This window comes from Burkholderia sp. ABCPW 14 (assembly GCF_001523835.1).
GTDB classification, from domain to species: Bacteria; Pseudomonadota; Gammaproteobacteria; order Burkholderiales; family Burkholderiaceae; genus Burkholderia; species Burkholderia mayonis.
The window spans coordinates 28378-45521 of sequence record NZ_LOVS01000055.1 but is presented as its reverse complement, the minus strand read 5'-3'; the positions used below and the strand labels follow the sequence as shown (position 1 = coordinate 45521).

At 65.1% G+C, this 17144-nt stretch carries 17 protein-coding genes, 1 tRNA gene, 2 pseudogenes and 1 riboswitch; of the genes and pseudogenes, 11 read left to right on the top strand and 9 right to left on the bottom strand.

The features are described 5' to 3' along the window. Positions 1-45: 45 nt before the first annotated feature. A riboswitch (ZMP/ZTP riboswitch) is annotated at positions 46-147 on the bottom strand. A gap of 207 nt (positions 148-354) precedes the next feature. The 9 genes from WS62_RS07665 (at position 355) to WS62_RS07625 (ending at position 6857) form a co-directional block, all read left to right on the top strand. Further along, the gene (locus tag WS62_RS07665) at positions 355-1101 is read left to right on the top strand and encodes an SDR family NAD(P)-dependent oxidoreductase (protein ID WP_066569674.1); all 747 of its coding nucleotides are present in this window, start codon (positions 355-357) and stop codon (positions 1099-1101) included. Positions 1102-1201: 100 nt separating this feature from the next. Further along, a complete protein-coding gene (ybgC, locus tag WS62_RS07660) occupies positions 1202-1696 on the top strand; it encodes a tol-pal system-associated acyl-CoA thioesterase (RefSeq protein ID WP_066569673.1) in 495 nt (164 codons plus the stop codon). Between the two features lie 175 nt (positions 1697-1871). Continuing rightward, the gene (tolQ, locus tag WS62_RS07655) at positions 1872-2549 is read left to right on the top strand and encodes a protein TolQ (RefSeq protein ID WP_059470440.1); all 678 of its coding nucleotides are present in this window, start codon (positions 1872-1874) and stop codon (positions 2547-2549) included. A gap of 10 nt (positions 2550-2559) precedes the next feature. Then, positions 2560-3009 (top strand): protein TolR, encoded by a 450-nt coding sequence (tolR, locus tag WS62_RS07650; RefSeq protein WP_066569672.1) that lies wholly within the window; start codon positions 2560-2562, stop codon positions 3007-3009. Next, entirely contained in the window at positions 3006-4016 is a 1011-nt protein-coding gene (tolA, locus tag WS62_RS07645; RefSeq protein ID WP_066569671.1) for a cell envelope integrity protein TolA, read from the top strand. Before tolR ends, tolA begins: the two co-directional genes overlap by 4 nt. Positions 4017-4112: 96 nt before the next feature. Next, positions 4113-5414 (top strand): Tol-Pal system beta propeller repeat protein TolB, encoded by a 1302-nt coding sequence (gene tolB / locus WS62_RS07640; RefSeq protein ID WP_066569665.1) that lies wholly within the window; start codon positions 4113-4115, stop codon positions 5412-5414. A 17-nt stretch (positions 5415-5431) separates the two neighbouring features. Beyond that, complete coding sequence (gene pal, locus WS62_RS07635) at positions 5432-5944, top strand: peptidoglycan-associated lipoprotein Pal (RefSeq protein WP_066487154.1); 513 nt, start codon at positions 5432-5434, stop codon at positions 5942-5944. A gap of 19 nt (positions 5945-5963) precedes the next feature. Further along, a complete protein-coding gene (ybgF, locus tag WS62_RS07630) occupies positions 5964-6713 on the top strand; it encodes a tol-pal system protein YbgF (RefSeq protein WP_010106059.1) in 750 nt (249 codons plus the stop codon). Between the two features lie 68 nt (positions 6714-6781). Further along, a tRNA-Lys gene (locus WS62_RS07625) sits at positions 6782-6857 on the top strand. 443 nt (positions 6858-7300) lie between these two features. On the opposite strand, the gene WS62_RS07615 is transcribed toward WS62_RS07625, so the two are convergent. Further along, a complete protein-coding gene (locus WS62_RS07615; RefSeq protein ID WP_066569660.1) occupies positions 7301-7534 on the bottom strand; it encodes a flagellar transcriptional regulator FlhD in 234 nt (77 codons plus the stop codon). A gap of 713 nt (positions 7535-8247) precedes the next feature. Here WS62_RS07615 and galU point away from each other — a divergent pair. Together galU and WS62_RS07600 are read left to right on the top strand one after the other, a co-directional pair. Beyond that, positions 8248-9132, top strand: coding sequence for a UTP--glucose-1-phosphate uridylyltransferase GalU (gene galU, locus WS62_RS07605; protein ID WP_066569657.1), 885 nt, complete (start codon positions 8248-8250; stop codon positions 9130-9132). Positions 9133-9162: 30 nt separating this feature from the next. Beyond that, positions 9163-9381 carry a hypothetical protein gene (locus WS62_RS07600; RefSeq protein ID WP_066569655.1) on the top strand — a complete coding sequence of 73 codons (219 nt, stop codon included), beginning with the start codon at positions 9163-9165 and terminating at the stop codon, positions 9379-9381. Between the two features lie 94 nt (positions 9382-9475). Here WS62_RS07600 and WS62_RS07595 read toward each other — a convergent pair. The 8 genes and pseudogenes from WS62_RS07595 to WS62_RS07560 form a co-directional block, all read right to left on the bottom strand. Beyond that, positions 9476-10412, bottom strand: a pseudogene (locus WS62_RS07595) (KpsF/GutQ family sugar-phosphate isomerase). A 108-nt stretch (positions 10413-10520) separates the two neighbouring features. Continuing rightward, a pseudogene (locus WS62_RS07590) lies at positions 10521-11073 on the bottom strand (KdsC family phosphatase). After that, positions 11070-11912 (bottom strand): 3-deoxy-8-phosphooctulonate synthase, encoded by an 843-nt coding sequence (kdsA, locus tag WS62_RS07585; protein WP_066569651.1) that lies wholly within the window; start codon positions 11910-11912, stop codon positions 11070-11072. The pseudogene WS62_RS07590 and the gene kdsA overlap by 4 nt, the downstream one beginning before the upstream one ends. 79 nt (positions 11913-11991) lie before the next feature. After that, complete coding sequence (locus WS62_RS07580; RefSeq protein WP_197422783.1) at positions 11992-13089, bottom strand: glycosyltransferase; 1098 nt, start codon at positions 13087-13089, stop codon at positions 11992-11994. A gap of 74 nt (positions 13090-13163) precedes the next feature. Beyond that, a complete protein-coding gene (locus WS62_RS07575; protein ID WP_066569645.1) occupies positions 13164-14108 on the bottom strand; it encodes a glycosyltransferase in 945 nt (314 codons plus the stop codon). Next, positions 14105-14635, bottom strand: coding sequence for a serine O-acetyltransferase (locus WS62_RS07570; RefSeq protein ID WP_066569642.1), 531 nt, complete (start codon positions 14633-14635; stop codon positions 14105-14107). Before WS62_RS07570 ends, WS62_RS07575 begins: the two co-directional genes overlap by 4 nt. Position 14636: 1 nt before the next feature. After that, a complete protein-coding gene (locus WS62_RS07565) occupies positions 14637-15833 on the bottom strand; it encodes a capsular polysaccharide export protein, LipB/KpsS family (RefSeq protein WP_066569639.1) in 1197 nt (398 codons plus the stop codon). Positions 15834-15865: 32 nt separating this feature from the next. Beyond that, positions 15866-17098, bottom strand: coding sequence for a lipopolysaccharide biosynthesis protein (locus tag WS62_RS07560; RefSeq protein WP_066569994.1), 1233 nt, complete (start codon positions 17096-17098; stop codon positions 15866-15868). Positions 17099-17144: the final 46 nt, after the last annotated feature.

Sequence of the window (17144 nt, the reverse complement as noted above, 5' to 3'; positions counted from 1 at the left end):
ACGCGAGGCAGGGCAGCCACCGGCAGCGCACGCAACGCGGCGCACAACGGCTGCCCAGGCGAACGGCAAAAGCGACGCCCTGCGCTTCACGGTGGGACGCTCCACCTTTGACCCCGAAAGGTCTTATCGCCAGTCACGCAGGGGATATTGAGCGCGTTAGTGTATTGGATGCGCGATGAATAGGCAACCGCGCCCGGAGCCCGCTTCATATTAAGGGCCAAGTCTCTCGACACCACCGGCGCAGGCATCCGCCGCAGATATCGGGAGCGCGCGCCGCCGCGCCTTGCCGCACCGCCGCAATGCCAGTAGGCTAGCGAGTTCTCCCCAGCAAGCCTCGTTTAAGGAGCAGCAGCAATGATCGTGTTCGTCACCGGCGCGTCGGCAGGTTTCGGCGCCGCCATCGCCCGCGTCTTCGTGAAAGGCGGCCACCGCGTCGTCGCCACCGCGCGCCGCAAGGACCGCCTCGACGCGCTCGCCGCCGAACTCGGCAGCGCCTTGTTGCCGATCGAGCTCGACGTGCGCGACCGCGCGGCCGTCGAGGCCGTGCCGGCCGCACTGCCCGCGGAGTTTGCCGCGATCGACGTGCTCGTCAACAACGCGGGCCTCGCGCTCGGCGTCGAGCCGGCGCACAAGGCGAGCCTCGACGAATGGCAAACGATGATCGACACCAACTGCTCCGGCCTCGTCACGGTCACGCGCACGCTGCTGCCCGGCATGGTCGAGCGCGGCCGCGGCCACGTCTTCAACCTCGGCTCGGTCGCGGGCAGCTATCCGTACCCGGGCGGCAACGTCTACGGCGCGACCAAGGCGTTCGTGCGCCAGTTCAGCCTGAACCTGCGCGCGGACCTCGTCGGCACGCCGCTGCGCGTCACCGACATCGAGCCGGGCCTCTGCGGCGGCACCGAATTCTCGAACGTGCGCTATCGCGGCGACGACGCGAAAGCGGCGGGCGTCTACGTGAACGTCCAGCCGCTCACCGCCGAGGACATCGCCGACACGATCCACTGGATCGCCACCCGCCCCGCGCACGTGAACATCAACACGATCGAGATGATGCCCGTCGCGCAGGCGCCCGCCGGACTGACCGTCCACCGCGGCTGAGCGTGCCGCCGCCGGGCCGCCCGCACGGCTCGACGGGCGGCCCGGCAAAGGCAACATTCCGTTACGAATCAGGGGAATCGGGGTCGTCCGTTCCGGTAGAATGCGCGCCATGACTGAACCCAGCCGACAGCCCGACGCGGCGCCCGATTTCGCGTGGCCGGTCCGCGTGTACTACGAAGATACCGACGCCGGCGGCGTCGTCTACTACGCGAACTACCTGAGGTTCTTCGAGCGTGCGCGCACCGAGTGGTTGCGCGCGTGCGGGATAGACCAGAGCCGGGTTGCCGACGAGACGGGCGCGATCTTCATCGTCCGCCGCGCGGAGCTCGATTACCGCGCACCCGCGCGGCTCGACGACGCGCTGGAAATCGTCTGCAGAATCGCCCGACTCGGCCGCGCGACGGTGGAATTCGAACAACAGGCGTGGCGAGGCGACACGCTGCTCGTCGCGGCCGACGTCCGGATCGGCTGCGTCGACCGCTCGGCGTTCAAGCCGACCGCGATCCCGCCCTCCGTCCTCGCCGCGCTCGAGCGCGGACCGGCCGCGACACGGCCGGCGAGCCGTGTCAACGGCGTACGCGTGAGTGCCGTTTAGACAGAGCCGATGAACTCGACCCCATGATCCGCCACTAAGCAAGGTCCGTCGGAAAGCTTCCGGCGGTCGCCGCCAGAGCGTGCGGCGCTCGGCCGAACGCCCGCCGGACGCGCCGCCGGAGCGCGCCGGGCACATCCTGGCCAGGCCTCCCCGAAGGGACGTTACACAAACCTCTATGAACACTTCTCAAGACCTGTCGATCATTTCCCTCGTCCTCAATGCGAGCGTGCTCGCCCAGGCGGTGATGGGGCTCCTTCTCATCCTGTCGCTGATGTCGTGGACGTTCATCTTCCGCAAATGGTTCGCGATCCGCCGCGCCCGCGCGCAAACCGAGCGCTTCGAGCGCGACTTCTGGTCGGGCGGCGACCTGCAGGCGCTGTACCAGAGCGCAGCGAACAATCGCCACACGATCGGCGCGCTTGAGCGGATCTTCGAGTCAGGGATGCGCGAATTCCTGAAGGCGAAGGAAAAACGTCTGAACGATCCGGCCCTGCTTCTCGATGGCGCGCGCCGCGCAATGCGCGCATCATTCCAGCGTGAGATGGACGTCCTCGAGTCGAATCTGTCGTTCCTCGCGTCCGTCGGCTCGGTGAGCCCGTATATCGGTCTGTTCGGCACGGTCTGGGGGATCATGAACTCGTTCCGCGGCCTCGCGAACGTCCAGCAGGCAACGCTCGCGAACGTCGCGCCGGGCATCGCCGAAGCGCTCGTCGCGACCGCCATCGGCCTGTTCGCCGCGATCCCTGCCGTCGTCGCATACAACCGCTACGCGCACGACATCGACCGTCTCGCGATCCGCTTCGAAACGTTCATCGAAGAGTTCTCGAACATCCTGCAGCGCCAGGCGCAATAAGGAGCACGCGATGGCCGGCACCCCCATTCGTTCCAGCATGCGCGGCGGCCGCTCGCGCCGCTCGATGGCCGACATCAACGTCGTGCCCTACATCGACGTGATGCTCGTGCTGCTCGTCATCTTCATGGTGACGGCGCCGCTCGTCGCGCCGTCGATCGTCAATCTGCCGACCGTCGGCAACGCCGCGCCGCAGGAGCAGACGCCGCCCGTCGTCGTCAACATCCGGGCCGACGGCAAGATCAGTGTCCGCTACAAGGGCGACTCGGGCGCGTCGCAGGAAGACACGATGACGAAGGCCGAGCTCGACAGCTTCATCGCGGCGCGCCAGGCCGACCACCCGGATCAGCCGGTCGTGATCGCGGCCGACAAGACGGTTCAATATGACTCGGTGATGACCGTGATGTCCGATCTGAAGGCGCGCGGCGTGAAGCGCGTCGGTCTCCTCGTCAAGTCGCAATGAAGCCTCGCCAGTCGCGCACCGCCGCCTATCCGCCTCGGCCGCCGCGCGAGCGCGGCACAGGACGCGCGTTCCTGCTTGCCGCGCTGATCCACGTGCTGCTCGCGCTCTTCCTGTATCACGGCGTTCATTGGCAGAACAGCACGCCGGCAGGCGCTGAAGCCGAGCTGTGGACATCGGTGCCGGACACGTCGACGCCGCAGCCGGTGCCGACGCCACCCGTGAAAGTGGCTCCTCCCCCGCCGCCCGTCAAGAACGAGGAGGCGGACATCGCGCTGCAACAGAAGCGGCGCGAACAGCAAGCCGCGGCCGCTCGCGAGGCGCAGCTCGAAGAGCAGCGCCGGCAGCAACAGTTGAAGGCGCAGCAACTCGCCGCGCAGCAGGCCGCCCAGCTCGCCGCGCAAAAAGCCGCCGAGCGCGAAAAGCAGAAGCAGGCCGAGAAACTCAAGCAGCAGCAGCTCGCGGAACAGCAGCGCAAAGTCGAACAGCAGAAGCTCGAGCAACAAAAGCTCGAACAGCAGAAGAAACAGGAACAGCTCGCCGCGCAGAAGAAGGCCAACGCCGAAAAGGCCGAGAAAGCAGCCAAGGCCGCCGCGGCCGCCAAGGCGAACGCCGCCGCGAATGCGAAGCTCGACAAGGAACGCCAGGCCCGCCTCGCGCAACTGCAAGGGATTGCAGGCGGCGGCTCGGGCAGCGGCGAAGGGCTCGCGAGCGGTACGGGCACGGGCTCGGGCGGCAACGCGGCGTCGCCGGGCTATGCCGACAAAGTCCGTCGGCGCGTGAAGCCGAACATCGTGTGGGCGGGCGAGCGCGACAGCCTCGTGACCGTCGTCGCGATCCGCTGCACGCCGTCGGGCGACGTGCTGAGCACGTCGATCCGCCGGTCGAGCGGCAATTCGGGGTGGGATCAGGCGGTGATCAGCGCGATCCAGGCATCGGTGCCGTTACCGCCCGATACCAACGGCCGTACCCCGCCCGAGATTACGATTACCTTCAAGGCGGCGGAATGAGCGCATTTGCGCTTACACTCCCGCCGTCGCACCGGGAACGAATCGGGTATTTTTGAGTCTCTGCGGTTGCGCAGCGTACATACGGGAACAAGAAGCATGAGTTTGATGACGAAGCTAGGTTTCAGGGCACTCGTGGCCTCGTGTTTGATTGCCGTGGGCGGCGGCGCCCACGCGCAGGTGAACGTACTGATCACGGGCGTCGGCTCCACCCAGTTTCCGATCGCCACCGCGAATTTCGTCAATGAAGCGAGCCTGCCCCAGCAGGTCACGTCGGTCGTGCGCGGCGACCTCGCGAGAAGCGGCAAGTTCTCCAACGTCGACGCGGGCAGCACGCCCGTGCCGGAGACGGCGTCGGTCGATTTCGGCGCGTGGAAGGCGAAAGGCGCGAACGCGTTCGTCGCGGGCAGCGTGAACCGCGAACCGAACGGCCAGTACAAGGTCAACTTCATCCTCTACGACACCGTCAAGCAGCAAAGCCTGGGCGGCCTGTCGCTCACGACGTCGAACGACAACGAGGGGATGCGCAAGACCGGCCACAAGATCGCCGATTACATCTACCAGAAGCTGCTCGGCGTGCGCGGCGTCTTCAACACGCGCCTGTCGTACGTGCAGCGCACGGGCAATGTGTACAAGCTGCTGATCTCCGATTCGGACGGCCAGAACGCGATTCCCGCGCTGACGAGCAAGGAGCCGATCATTTCGCCCGCATGGTCGCCGAGCGGGACGAAGGTTGCGTACGTATCGTTCGAGCTGAAGAAGCCGGTCGTGTACATCCACGATCTGCCGACGGGCCGCCGCTACGTGATTTCGAATCAGAAAGGCAACAACAGCGCGCCCGCATGGTCACCCGACGGCCAGATGCTCTCCGTCGCGCTGTCGCTCTCGGGCAATACGCAGATTTATTCCGTCAGTTCGACGGGCACCGGGCTGCGTCGCCTCACGCGCAGCAGCTCGATCGACACTGAGCCGTTCTACTCTCCTGACGGCAAGTGGATCTATTTCACGAGCGATCGAGGCGGTGCGCCGCAAATCTACCGGATGCCCGCCGAAGGCGAGAGCGCCGGCGCCGCTCAGCGCGTGACGTTTACCGGCAGCTACAATACGAGTCCGCGCATCAGCCCGGACGGCAAGCTGCTCGCGTACATCTCGCGCACGGGCGGGGGCTTCAAGCTGTATGTTCAGGATCTGCAAACGGGTGCGGCGAACGCCGTCACCAACACGACGCGCGACGAGTCGCCGAGCTTCGCGGCGAACGGTCAGTACATTCTGTACGCTACGCAATCAGGGGGCCGCGGGGTGCTGGCTGCCGTTCCGTCCGACGGCGGCGCGCCGCCGCAGATCCTGTCCGTTCAGGGCGGCGCGATTCGCGAGCCGTCCTGGGGGCCCTTCATGCAATGACCACAAGGAGAGTAACCATGATGTCGAAGAAACTTCGTCTGGCGTTCGCAGTGCTGATGATCGGTGCGCTCGCCGCATGTAAGTCGGGCGTGAAGCTCGACGAGCATGCGAACCAGGGCGGCGCGGTCAGCACGCAGCCGAATCCCGAAAACGTCGCGCAAGTGACCGTCGATCCGCTGAACGATCCGAACAGCCCGCTCGCGAAGCGCAGCGTCTATTTCGATTTCGACAGCTACTCGGTGCAGGACCAATACCAGGCGCTGCTGCAGCAACACGCGCAGTACCTGAAGAGCCATCCGCAGCGCCACATCCTGATCCAGGGCAACACCGACGAACGCGGCACGAGCGAGTACAACCTCGCGCTCGGCCAAAAGCGTGCGGAAGCCGTGCGTCGCGCGCTGTCGCTGCTCGGCGTCACGGATTCGCAAATGGAAGCCGTGAGCCTCGGCAAGGAAAAGCCGGTCGCGCTCGGCCACGACGAAGCGTCGTGGGCGCAGAACCGCCGCGCGGATCTCGTCTATCAACAGTAAGTAACGGAAGAATCGCTGTATGACGCACCGTTTTTTCTGGCTACGCACGGCCGCCGCGCTGTGCGTGGCAGGTGCGGCCCTCGCGGCCGCGCCGGCGCACGCGGGCCTCTTCGATGACGACGAGGCGCGCCGTGCAGTGCTCGACTTGCGCAGCAAGTCCGACAGCCTGTCGAACCAGCTCGCCGCCGCACAACGGACGATCCTCGACCAGACCAGCCGCCTCGACCAGCTCAACCAGCAGGTCGCGACGCTGCGCGGCGAGAACGAGGATCTGACGAACCGTCTGACGACGCTCGAGCGTCAGCAGAAGGAGTACTACACCGATCTCGATGCGCGTCTCAAGAAGTTCGAGCCGCAGAAGACGACGGTGGACGGCGTCGAAGGCACGGTGCAGCCGGGTGAGACGGACGCGTTCAACGCGGCGTCGCAGCAGTTCCGCAACGGCAACTTCAAGGGCGCCGCGGCTTCGTTCCGCGCGTTCATCGCGAAGTATCCGCAAAGCCCCTATCAGCCGACCGCTCAATACTGGCTCGGCAACGCGCAGTACGCGCTGCGCGACTACAAGGGGTCGACGGCGACATGGCAAGGCCTCGTGAAAAACTATCCGCAGCATCCTCGTGCGGCGGATGCGCTGATCGCGATAGGCACGAACCAGCTCGAGCAAGGCCAGAAGGCGGCCGCGAAGAAGACGTTCGAGCAGGTCGTGTCGCAGTTCCCCGGCTCGAATGCGGCGGAAACGGCGCAGAGCAAGCTGGATGCGATCAAGTGACGGCGAACGGCGCGGCTCATCGACGGGTTGACAAGCCCGCCGAGCGGTCGATATAATTTTGCCTCTTTGGGTCGTTAGCTCAGCTGGTAGAGCAGCGGACTTTTAATCCGTTGGTCACTGGTTCGAATCCAGTACGGCCTACCAAAGAATTCAAGGGCTTAGCAGTAATGCTAAGCCCTTTTTTATTCCGCAATTTCAGTTATGTTCCGCAAAAACACGTTTCGGCGTGCTCTCGGACACCATTCACTCCCCATCCGGAATCACCGCGTCACCCCCGATCGTCGACGTCAGCGCGTCGTCGCAGTGCCCGCGCTTGAACCTGTCGAGCGCGCGACAGAGCATGCAGCCCCACCAGCGCCCGGCGTTGCGCGCCTTCGCGGCGCGCTCACTGATCGTCTCGTTCGGAGACCCGCCGAATAGCGTGTTTGGCTCCGGCCAAGTCTCTTCCTCGTTCGGTCCGCAAGTGGCTCGTCGCATGCGCGCTGCAACGCAGATCACGACGCTCGATCTGCGCCTCACCGCAGCGCTTCGTTCCGCTCGGGTGTGTTGTCGAAACTGCGGCGCATCACGCGCGGCGAGCGCGCTTCTCACGCCCGCCCGGGCATCGCATCCAGACGAAATCGGCAAACGAGCTCGCCGCCTTCAGCGAGCCGTTCGAGTTGAGCACGCGTCATCGCGACAAGACGCGCCGCCAGTTCGTCCGATATGCCCAGCATCGCCTGGCCTCGCTCGCCGTTCTCGCTCAGCAGACGCTGCGCGAGCCGGAGATACCGCTGATTGAATTCCGCGATCTCTTCGAGCACGTCCTTTTTTCCTTCCATGCCTGCCCCGTTTCGATGATGAACGCGCGCGACGCCGCAAACGTTCGCGCAGACGCGATGGTTTATCCGATGCACGTCCGCAAGCGCAGGCTAACGCATGCCGATCGCGGCCATCCGACAAAATACCGCCGCATTCCGCCAAATGACGAGCCACAAGCGCATGCGCGCAACGCATCCGGGACGCCACGGCGTCGCACGGGCCGCCCGAAGACGGCATCGATACGATGTGCGCCGCGCATCGGCATGCCGTCCGCCACCGACTTGCAGTAGCCATCGGTCAATTGCTACGCCGGATCGGACAGATCGATAGGCGCGCTTGCGCGTCCACCGCCATACTCGCCCCCGGCCAGCCGCTCCCCCGGGCGGCGAGCCTTCCGATCGTTCGGAATTGGCCTGCCTGCACGCGCCGTTGCAGGCGGGCCTTTTTTCCCGCTCGCATCGAGCCGCACACTTCGCGACACCCTCGCGCCGAACGCACACATCGCACACGCCGTTGTTTCCCACAACGTTTCGCTTCGCAAACCCCTTCGCAACTTTGATTGAATCGACTTCGCGAGAAGTCTGTCCGATTGAACCTATATTTAGCGTAACCAAACAATTCAAACGGCCCTACCATCGCTTTACCGCGCACGCATCGTCGGCGTCGTTCGCAAGAGCGTCCCGCCGGCTCGCGCGCAAACGTTTAACTTCTTCGATGGAAGGTTCGACGCTCAATGCTGAAAGTCACAAAAGCCGTATTTCCCGTTGCCGGCCTCGGCACCCGCTTTCTGCCCGCGACGAAAGCGAGTCCGAAGGAAATGTTGCCCGTCGTCGACAAACCCCTGATTCAATACGCGGTCGAGGAAGCGATCGCGGCCGGCATCACCGAGATGATCTTCGTCACCGGCCGCAGCAAGCGCGCAATCGAGGATCACTTCGACAAGTCGTACGAGATCGAGGCAGAACTCGAAGCGCGGAGCAAAGAGAAGCTGCTGTCGCTCGTGCGCAGCATCAAGCCGCGTCACGTCGACTGCTTCTACGTGCGCCAGGCCGAAGCGCTCGGGCTCGGCCATGCTGTGCTGTGCGCGGAGAAGCTCGTCGGCGACAGTCCGTTCGCCGTCGTGCTCGCGGACGATCTGCTCGACGGCCGCCCGCCCGTGCTGCGGCAGATGATCGACGTGTTCAATCACTATCACACGTCGGTCGTCGGCGTCGAAGAGATCGCGCCGCAACAGTCGAAATCGTATGGCGTGATCGACGGCAAGCGTTGGGAAGACGACCTCTTCAAGCTGTCGGGGATCGTCGAAAAACCCGAGCCGGCGATTGCGCCGTCGAACTTCGGCGTCGTCGGGCGCTACGTGCTGAAGCCGCGGATCTTCGATCATCTGCGCGCGCTCACGCCCGGCGCCGGCGGAGAGCTGCAGTTGACCGACGCGCTTCAGTCGCTGCTGAAGGACGAGCAGGTGCTCGCGTATCGGTACGACGGCACGCGCTTCGATTGCGGCAGCAAGATCGGCTATCTGAAGGCGACCGTCGAATTCGCGCTGCGTCATCCGGAAGTCGCGACCGAATTCCAGCAGTATCTGAGCGAGCGCTTTCCGGAGCGCGTCGCGGCGTAACGCGTTGCGCTCGCTGCGCGCGAGCGGCGGATGCGGCGCGACGGTGCGCCGTATGTGCCGTATGTGCCGTATGTGCCGTATGTGCCGTATGTGCCGTATGTGCCGTATGTGCCGTATGTGCCGTATGTGCCGTATGTGCCGTATGTGCCGTATGTGCCGTATGTGCCGCTCGTCGGCGGCTCGCAACCGAAGCGCGCGCATCCGTTGCAGCGAAGACGTTCGACGAACAAACCGCGGCTTCCTGCATGAGCAAGTTCTGCGTCGCTCATGCATTCATCGTTCCGTGCAGCGCCGGACATTTCATATGGATCGCGAAATGTCCGGCCATTGCCCGTGAATTTCGCTACTTCTTGAACACGCCGACGACGTCGTCGCCGTCGAACACGAGCAGCGCGTTGATGTGCCGCGCCTCCATCAGCAGCAATGCGTCCTCGACGCGCGTGCCGACGCGCACCATCGCCGGATCGGCCGACATCAGATCCGCCGCGACACGGCGAAACAGCGCATCGCCATGTGTCTCGACCGCGCGCCGGATGTCGCCGTCGGTGATGATCCCCCAAGCCCGTTTCGCATCGAACGATCGCAAGCCCGAGCCGGCCTCGCGTCATCGCCTGCAGCACGTCGATCGCCTGCGCGTCCGCGTCGACGAACGGCAAATCGTGCGCGGCCATTTCGTCGTCGACCTTCGACAGCAGGCGGCGGCCAAGCGAGCCGCCCGGATGAAAGCGCGCGAAGTTCTCCGGCCGAAAGCCGCGCGCCTTCATCAGCGTGACGGCCAGTGCGTCGCCCATCGCGAGCGCCGCCGTGGTCGACGACGTCGGCGCGAGCTGAAGCGGACACGCCTCCTGCTCGACGCTGACGTCGAGATGGCTGTGCGCCGCCTTCGCGAGCGTCGATCGCGCGTTGCCCGTCAACGCGACGAGATGGTTGCGGTTGTTCTTCAGAAACGGAATCAGCTTGATCACTTCGTCGGTCTCGCCCGAATACGAGATCGCGAGAAACGTGTCGGCCGACGTCACCATGCCGAGGTCGCCGTGATACGCCTCCCCCGGATGCATGAAGAAGCTCGGCGTGCCGGTGCTCGCGAGCGTCGCCGCGATCTTGCGCCCGATGATTCCGGATTTGCCCATCCCGCACACGACTACGCGGCCGCTGGAATGCAGGATCGCGTCGACTGCGTCGCCGAACGACTCGTCGATGCGAGCGGACAAGCCCGCGAGCGCCCGCGATTCGATGTCGAAGACTTGTCGCGCGGAATCAAGATAATTGTGATGGTTCATCGCAGAGCAATCGAAGGCCATGAGCCGTGTTGTTGGATGTATTCGCGCGCGCCCGCATTCGTGGGCCTCGCGCAGCACACCGGAGCGGCGACGTACCGCACCGCGAGATCATTGAACGACATCATGCATTCCCCATCGATCCAGCAGCGGCCGATACGCTTCGTCGAGCGACAATCCCGAACGCAGCAGCACGTGCTCGGCCACTTCGCGCGCAACGCCCTCGCCGCCCGCTCGCGAGACAACGTAGTCGACGCGCCGCTTGACGAGCGCGTGCGCGTCGGCGGGCGCATACGAAACGCCGACCGACGCGATCACCGGCAAATCGTTCACGTCGTCGCCGGCAAAAGCGATCGCATCGTCGGCGAGCGCATGCTCCGCCTTGATGCGCACGTAGCCCGCGCGCTTGTCGTCGCAACCCGACACGAACACGTCGAAGCCGAGCTGCTGCGCGCGCCACGCGAGCGGCGCGCTGTGGCGCGCCCGACAGAATGCCGCTGCGAATGCCGTGCGCGCGCAGCAGCGCGACGGCGATGCCGTCCTTCGCATGAAAGCTCTTGATGAACTCGCCATCGCCCGTCACGTGCAGCCGGCCGTCGGTCAGCACGCCATCGACATCGAACAGCACGAGCCGGATCGCGCCGCGATACGCGGGCGCGCTCATCGGATCTCGAGCGCCGGCATGCGCTTGACGAGATCGTCGATCGCCTTCATCTGCGACAGGAAGCCTTCGAGCAGATGCAGCGGCAGCGCGCTCGGCCCATCGCAGCGCGCGCGATCCGGATCGGGATGCGCTTCGAGAAAAAGCCCGGCGATGCCGACCGCCATGCCCGCGCGCGCGAGATCGAGCACTTGCCGGCGTCGGCCGCCCGACGCGTCGCCGAGCGGATCGCGGCATTGCAGGCTATGCGTGACGTCGAAGATCACGGGGCAGTCCGTCGTCTCCGCCATCTGCCGGAAGCCGAGCATATCGACAACGAGATTGTCGTAGCCGAACGAGCTGCCGCGCTCGCACACAATCACCTGATCGTTGCCGACCTCCCGGCATTTCGTCACCACGTGCTTCAGTTGCGCCGGGCTCATGAACTGCGGCTTCTTCACGTTCACCGGCTTGCCGGTCGTCGCGATCGCGACGACGAGATCGGTCTGGCGCGCGAGGAACGCGGGCACCTGCAGCACGTCCGCGACCTCGGCGACCGGCGCGGCCTGCTCGATTTCGTGGACGTCGGTAATCACCGGCACGCCGAAGCGTTCCTTCACCTCGGCGAAGATCTTGAGGCCCTCGTCGAGCCCGACGCCGCGATATGAATGGATCGACGAACGGTTCGCCTTGTCGAACGACGCCTTGAACACGAATGGGATTCCGAGCTTGCGCGTGAGCGCGACGTACTCGTTGCACACGTCGAGCGTGAAGTCGAGACTCTCGAGCACGTTGATCCCGCCGAACAGCACGAAAGGCAGGTCGTTACCGGCCGTCACGCCGGGACTGATTGCTACGTTCATAGGTCAATTCTCCGAATAAATCGTCCCGTACACGCTGCACGGCGATTTCGCGCGGCAGGCCCGCGTTCGGGACGGCGAATCATCGAGACGCGCGCGCAAGATGCGCCGCATAGACCGGTGCCAGTTGCCGGAAAAAGCGTTCGTCGCCGAAGCGCTCGCGGGCTTCGCGTCGCGCCGCGACGGCAAGGCGCGCGCGCAGCGCCGCATCGCGCTCGACCGACGCGAGCAGTTCGCCCGCATCTTCGGCGCCGCGAAATATCACGCCAGTTTGCAAATGCCGTATGACATCGACGTTTCCCGCGCATGCCGACGCGACGACGGGCAAGCCGAGCAGCATCGCTTCGATGACCGACACGGGCATGCCCTCCCATGACGACGTCGACAAATATACGTCCACGCACCGCAATCGTGCGACGACTTCCGCTCGGCCGAGCCAGCCGGTGACCTCGACACCGGCGTCGCGCAGTTCCGCCTTGAGCGCGGCGTCGCCGTCGCCGATCCAGATGAAACGCATGCGCGGATCTTGCATGCAACGCGCGATCTCGGCGAACAGCCGCGGATTCTTCTGCGGGCGGATGCCGCCGACCGTCGCGACCCGCATCACCGGCTCGCACGGATCGCACGGATCGGCCGGCTCGGCGTTCGCGGGCGACGGCATTGCGCCGACCGCGTTCTCGACCACCACGACCGGCTGCCGCAAGTGCGCGCGAATCGCATCGCGTTCGCTGTCCGAGCAAGCGATATACAGGCACCGCTTCACGCACGCGATCCGCTCGAGCGCGACGAACGCCAGCCGCTTCAGCGCCGAAATGTCGCGGCGCATGAACGAGATGCAGTGCGGGCTATAGAAGAACGCCGCCTGTCGCAACGCGAACAGCGACGCGATTCGCCCGAGGAATCCCGCGAACGAAGAATGCAGATGCACGACGTCCGGCCCGATGCCGATCAGCGTGCGCCGGAGTTCGAGCAATGCCGGCAGCAGCGGCACACCCTTCATCTGGATGTGGCGCAGCTTGACCGTCTCGTCGAACAGCGCATGAAAATCCGCGGGCGTGTCGGGCCGGATCGAATAGACGACGTGCACGTCGTGCCCCTCGCGCGCGAGGCGGTTCGCGATCAGGCACACCATCGACAACGTGCCCGTCGCGCTCGATTCGAGGACCTGAACGATTTTCATCCGGGCGCGCCCGCTTCCCGTTGCGCCGTCTTTCGGCAACGTTACACGTTGTCGCGGTTTGGCGGTGTCGACCGTCATTGCGCACCTCGCATCGAAGACACCGCGTCGAGATGCGCGGACACGCCCGATTGCGCGATCACCGCTGTCCATCCGAGCCGCTTCAGCCGCGCGGGATCGTTGCGCTGCGCATGGAGCTGCGCCAGCGGCAGCAACTCGTCGAATATCGATGCACCCGTGACGTGAGACCGGATGCCGAGCGCCTTCACCGCCTCGACATTGGACGGCGCATCGTTGCAGACGATCTTCTTGCCAAGCGCCGCGTATTCGAGCAGCTTCGTCGGCGTCTGATAGCAGTGCGGACGATGATACGGGAAATAGCAGACCGCATATTCGGAACGCTGCACGATCTTGAGCGCATCGCGCTGCGGCACGCGGCCGACGAACTCGATGCCTTCGACGTGCCGGAACGCGTCGTAAATTTCCGGCTCCGGCTGGCCGACCAGCACGAGCGTGTCGCGCGCCGTGCGCGGCGCGTCGCGATACGCGGCCAGCACCTCGTGAAAGCCGCGTTCGCGGCTCATCTCGCCGATGTAGCAGAAGCGTCCGGCCGGGCCGTCGCCCGCCGGTTCGTTCGCGATCCCGAAGATCCAGTCCGGCACGCCCATCGGCAGCAGCAGCGACGGCACGTCGTCACGAAACGCCATCGCGTCGCGCATCCGCTCGTTCTGGAAGATTCGCAGATCCGGCTTCGCGTTCAATGCGCGCTTGACCGCGTCCTTGACGGCCGCGAGCCGGCCGACCGACAGCGACCGGTAGTCGTGAATCACGAACCGTGCGGGCGGCAGCGAACGATAGAAGCCCATGATGCACCACAGGATGCCGTTGCTTCGGTGGCCGAACTGCGCATACGCGTTCGCATCGCCGTCGTGCACGTCGAATCCGCGCTGGCCGAGATAATCCCGGTACGCGGCGATTTCCGGGTAGTTCGCCTTTCCCGGGTGGAGGATGAATACCTTCATGCTGCGCTCTTCTCCTTCTCGAGCACGCGCGCCGGCACGCCCACCGCGACGCCGCCGTCCGGCACGTCCCGCAGCACGACGGCGCCTGCGCCGACGCGCGCGCGGTTGCCGATCCGAATCGCGCCGAGCGCGATGCTGTGCGCGCCGAACTCGACGTCGTCGCCGACAGTCGGCACGCCGCTGTACGTGCCGTCGGGCCGCAGCGTGTTGCCGATCGTCACGCCGTGCCGCATCACGCAGCGCTCGCCGATCTTGCAATAGCCGTTGATGACGAGCCCCGTGCCGTGATACAGCGTGAAGCCCTTGCCGATCTTCGTCTTGACCGGGATCTCGATACCCATGATCCAGTCGCAGACGACGATGTAGAGCGCGATCACCGGCGCGCCGATCACGAGTGTCAGCTTGCTGCGGCACGCGAGATAGTTCGCGATCCGGAAGAACACGACGACGCAACGCGTCTTGAAGAACGCGTTGCGCCGGCAATCGTCGACGATTGCCTCGATCATCTGTTTCAAGGACGTGCGCATGTCAGTGCCTCATCGAAAACACATTCCTCGCCGCACGCGGCGCGATCTCGCCCGTGCCGAAGTAATCGATGCCGTCGATCAGGAACGAATGAATGTACTTGAGGAGCCGCGCGCGATCGAATTCCTTGTAGAAGCAGCGGCCGAGCGACACGACCGGCTTGCCGTACAGGAGCGCCTCGAGTCCGACCGTCGAATTGATCGTGACGACCGAATGCGCGTGCTTGATGAGATCGGTGGTCGGCGACGTGACGAGGTCAAAGTGATAGACGCACTGCATGCGCACCACTTCGTCGATCACGGCGGTGTCGCACTCGGCCGGATGCAGCTTGACGATCAGATCCACGCTCTCGTTCGCCGCGTGCTCGAACGCGAGCCGAATCGCCTTCAGGTTGTCGACATCCGAATGCAGCTTGATCTGCGTATCGCCGGACACCTGCAGCGGCAGGAACACGTAGCGCAACGCCGACAACTCCTTCACCGTCAGCGCTTTCGCCTGAGTCGGCGCAACCGTCCCATTGGTCGCGCGCACCGTGTTCAAACGTTTGCGCGCGACGCCGCGCGTTGCGAGCTTCAACGCATGGTTGACGGCCGACATCGCCTTGCGCTTCCACGACGTGCGCGCCTGCGGCAGCGGCCTGGCCTTATACCGTTCATAGCGCGCGAGCCAGCGGCGATGCGCGTCTTCGGTCGGCATCGGCAGCGCGTCGATCACAGCCGGATTGCGGCTGATCGACGACAGCGCGTTGACGCCGAGCCGGTCGACGAACAGCTTGTCCGGCAGATTCGAGATTTCGACGAACTTCGCCGGAATCCCGTGCGCCGCGCACGCATGCGCGACCGCTCGGCAGACGAGCTGCTGACCGTTCCACATCAGGCACTGCGAAATCAGATGGCGGCGGAATAGGCCGGACATCGCCGCGAAGATCGCCGTCGCGTCGGCGCGTGCGAGCTCGGGCGTCATCTGCCCGTTCAGCACTTCGATCGACGCGTCGGAACGGATCGCGCCTGCGGCATCGCGCGCGGCGGATGCCTGCGCGCCGCGCCGCAAATAGACCGACCGGAATCCCGCACCCAGCGCCATCAGATGCGCGACCGGCTCGCTCGTCGCGAACAGAAAATCGAACTCCTTTCTGATCGACTTCACGAGCCGCGCGGTGAAGTAATAACGCTCCATGGAATCGACGACGACGACAATCATGATCTGCGCTCAACAAAAAAATGGAAGAAACGTCATGCGCCGGCACGCCGACGCGACACGCTGCCGTTCATCACGCTGAACGTCAGCGCGATGCCGGCGATCATCAGCACGGCGCCGGAAAACGAGAACAGGCGCACGCTCGCGAGCACCGGCAGGTTCGCGAGCTTCGCCGTACACAGCGCGCCGGCGAGCACGGCGCCGGACCCGAGCTGAAACAGGAAATCGATGCGCTGCGCGCGCGCCGCGAGGAAGATCTGCGACAGCGGCACGTAAATCATCTGGAATGCAAAGAGCGGGATCATGCATTGAAACAATGCGATCGCGCCGCTCCAGCGCGCGCCGAAAAAAAGTTCGACGAGCGGGCCGAACAAGAGCGCGCCGCCTGCCGCATAGCCCGCCGCGAGCAGCGCGAGCGACCGCGCATATGCGCCGAACACTTTCGGCACCATCGCATGTGCGTCGTCTCGCGCCATCGCGGCCATTGCGTCGCGCCGGAACACGCCGCCGAGGCTCTGCGCGATCAGCGACACGGGAAAGAAGCCGAGCCGATACGCGGCCGCGAAATAACCGGCGCTCTGCGCATCGAACCAATGTGGAATCACGATCGCGAGCGCATAGGTCAGCACCGAACCGCAGAGCGTCGAAGGCAGGATGTACTTCGCGAACCGGCTGTGCTCGACGAAGAACGCGCGCGTCACGGCAAACGAATAGCCGCGCCGCTTGCCGTGCAGCGCGACCGCGATCAGCAGCAGCAGCGCGACGAGCGCCGTCACCGCCGTATATGCGCCGAATGCGTCGATCGGCCCGAGCGTCGGCATGAACACCATGGCTGCGATGCAGACGAGAAACGATCCGTTCACGGCAATCCGGCTCGCGGCGATCCAGCCATAGCGTCTCAGGCTGTTCAGATAGCCGCCCGCCGCCAGTTGGACGAACACCGCGAAACCGTAAGCGGCGGCGACGTACAGCTCCGTGCGACCCGTGATGAAGATCGCCGCACAGCCGAGCGCGACGAGCGCGATGCTCAGCGCCATCACGTTGACGAACGCGTTGAACGAATCGGCCGGGCTGTCGCTCACGCAGGCGAGCTCGTAGCGGCACGCGAGCAGCGTGCCGGCGAACGTCGCCAGCGCGAGCAGATAGTTGAAGTGGCCGAGCGCCTCCGGCCCCTGAAAGCGCCCGATCAGCGAGATGCAGCCGAAGAGCGCGATCTGCCCGGCGACGACGCCGCACAGCGACACGATCGAATCGCGGACGCGGATCATCTGCGCGTCCCCGCGTTCGAATACGCGCGCGATGCGCACGCGGTTC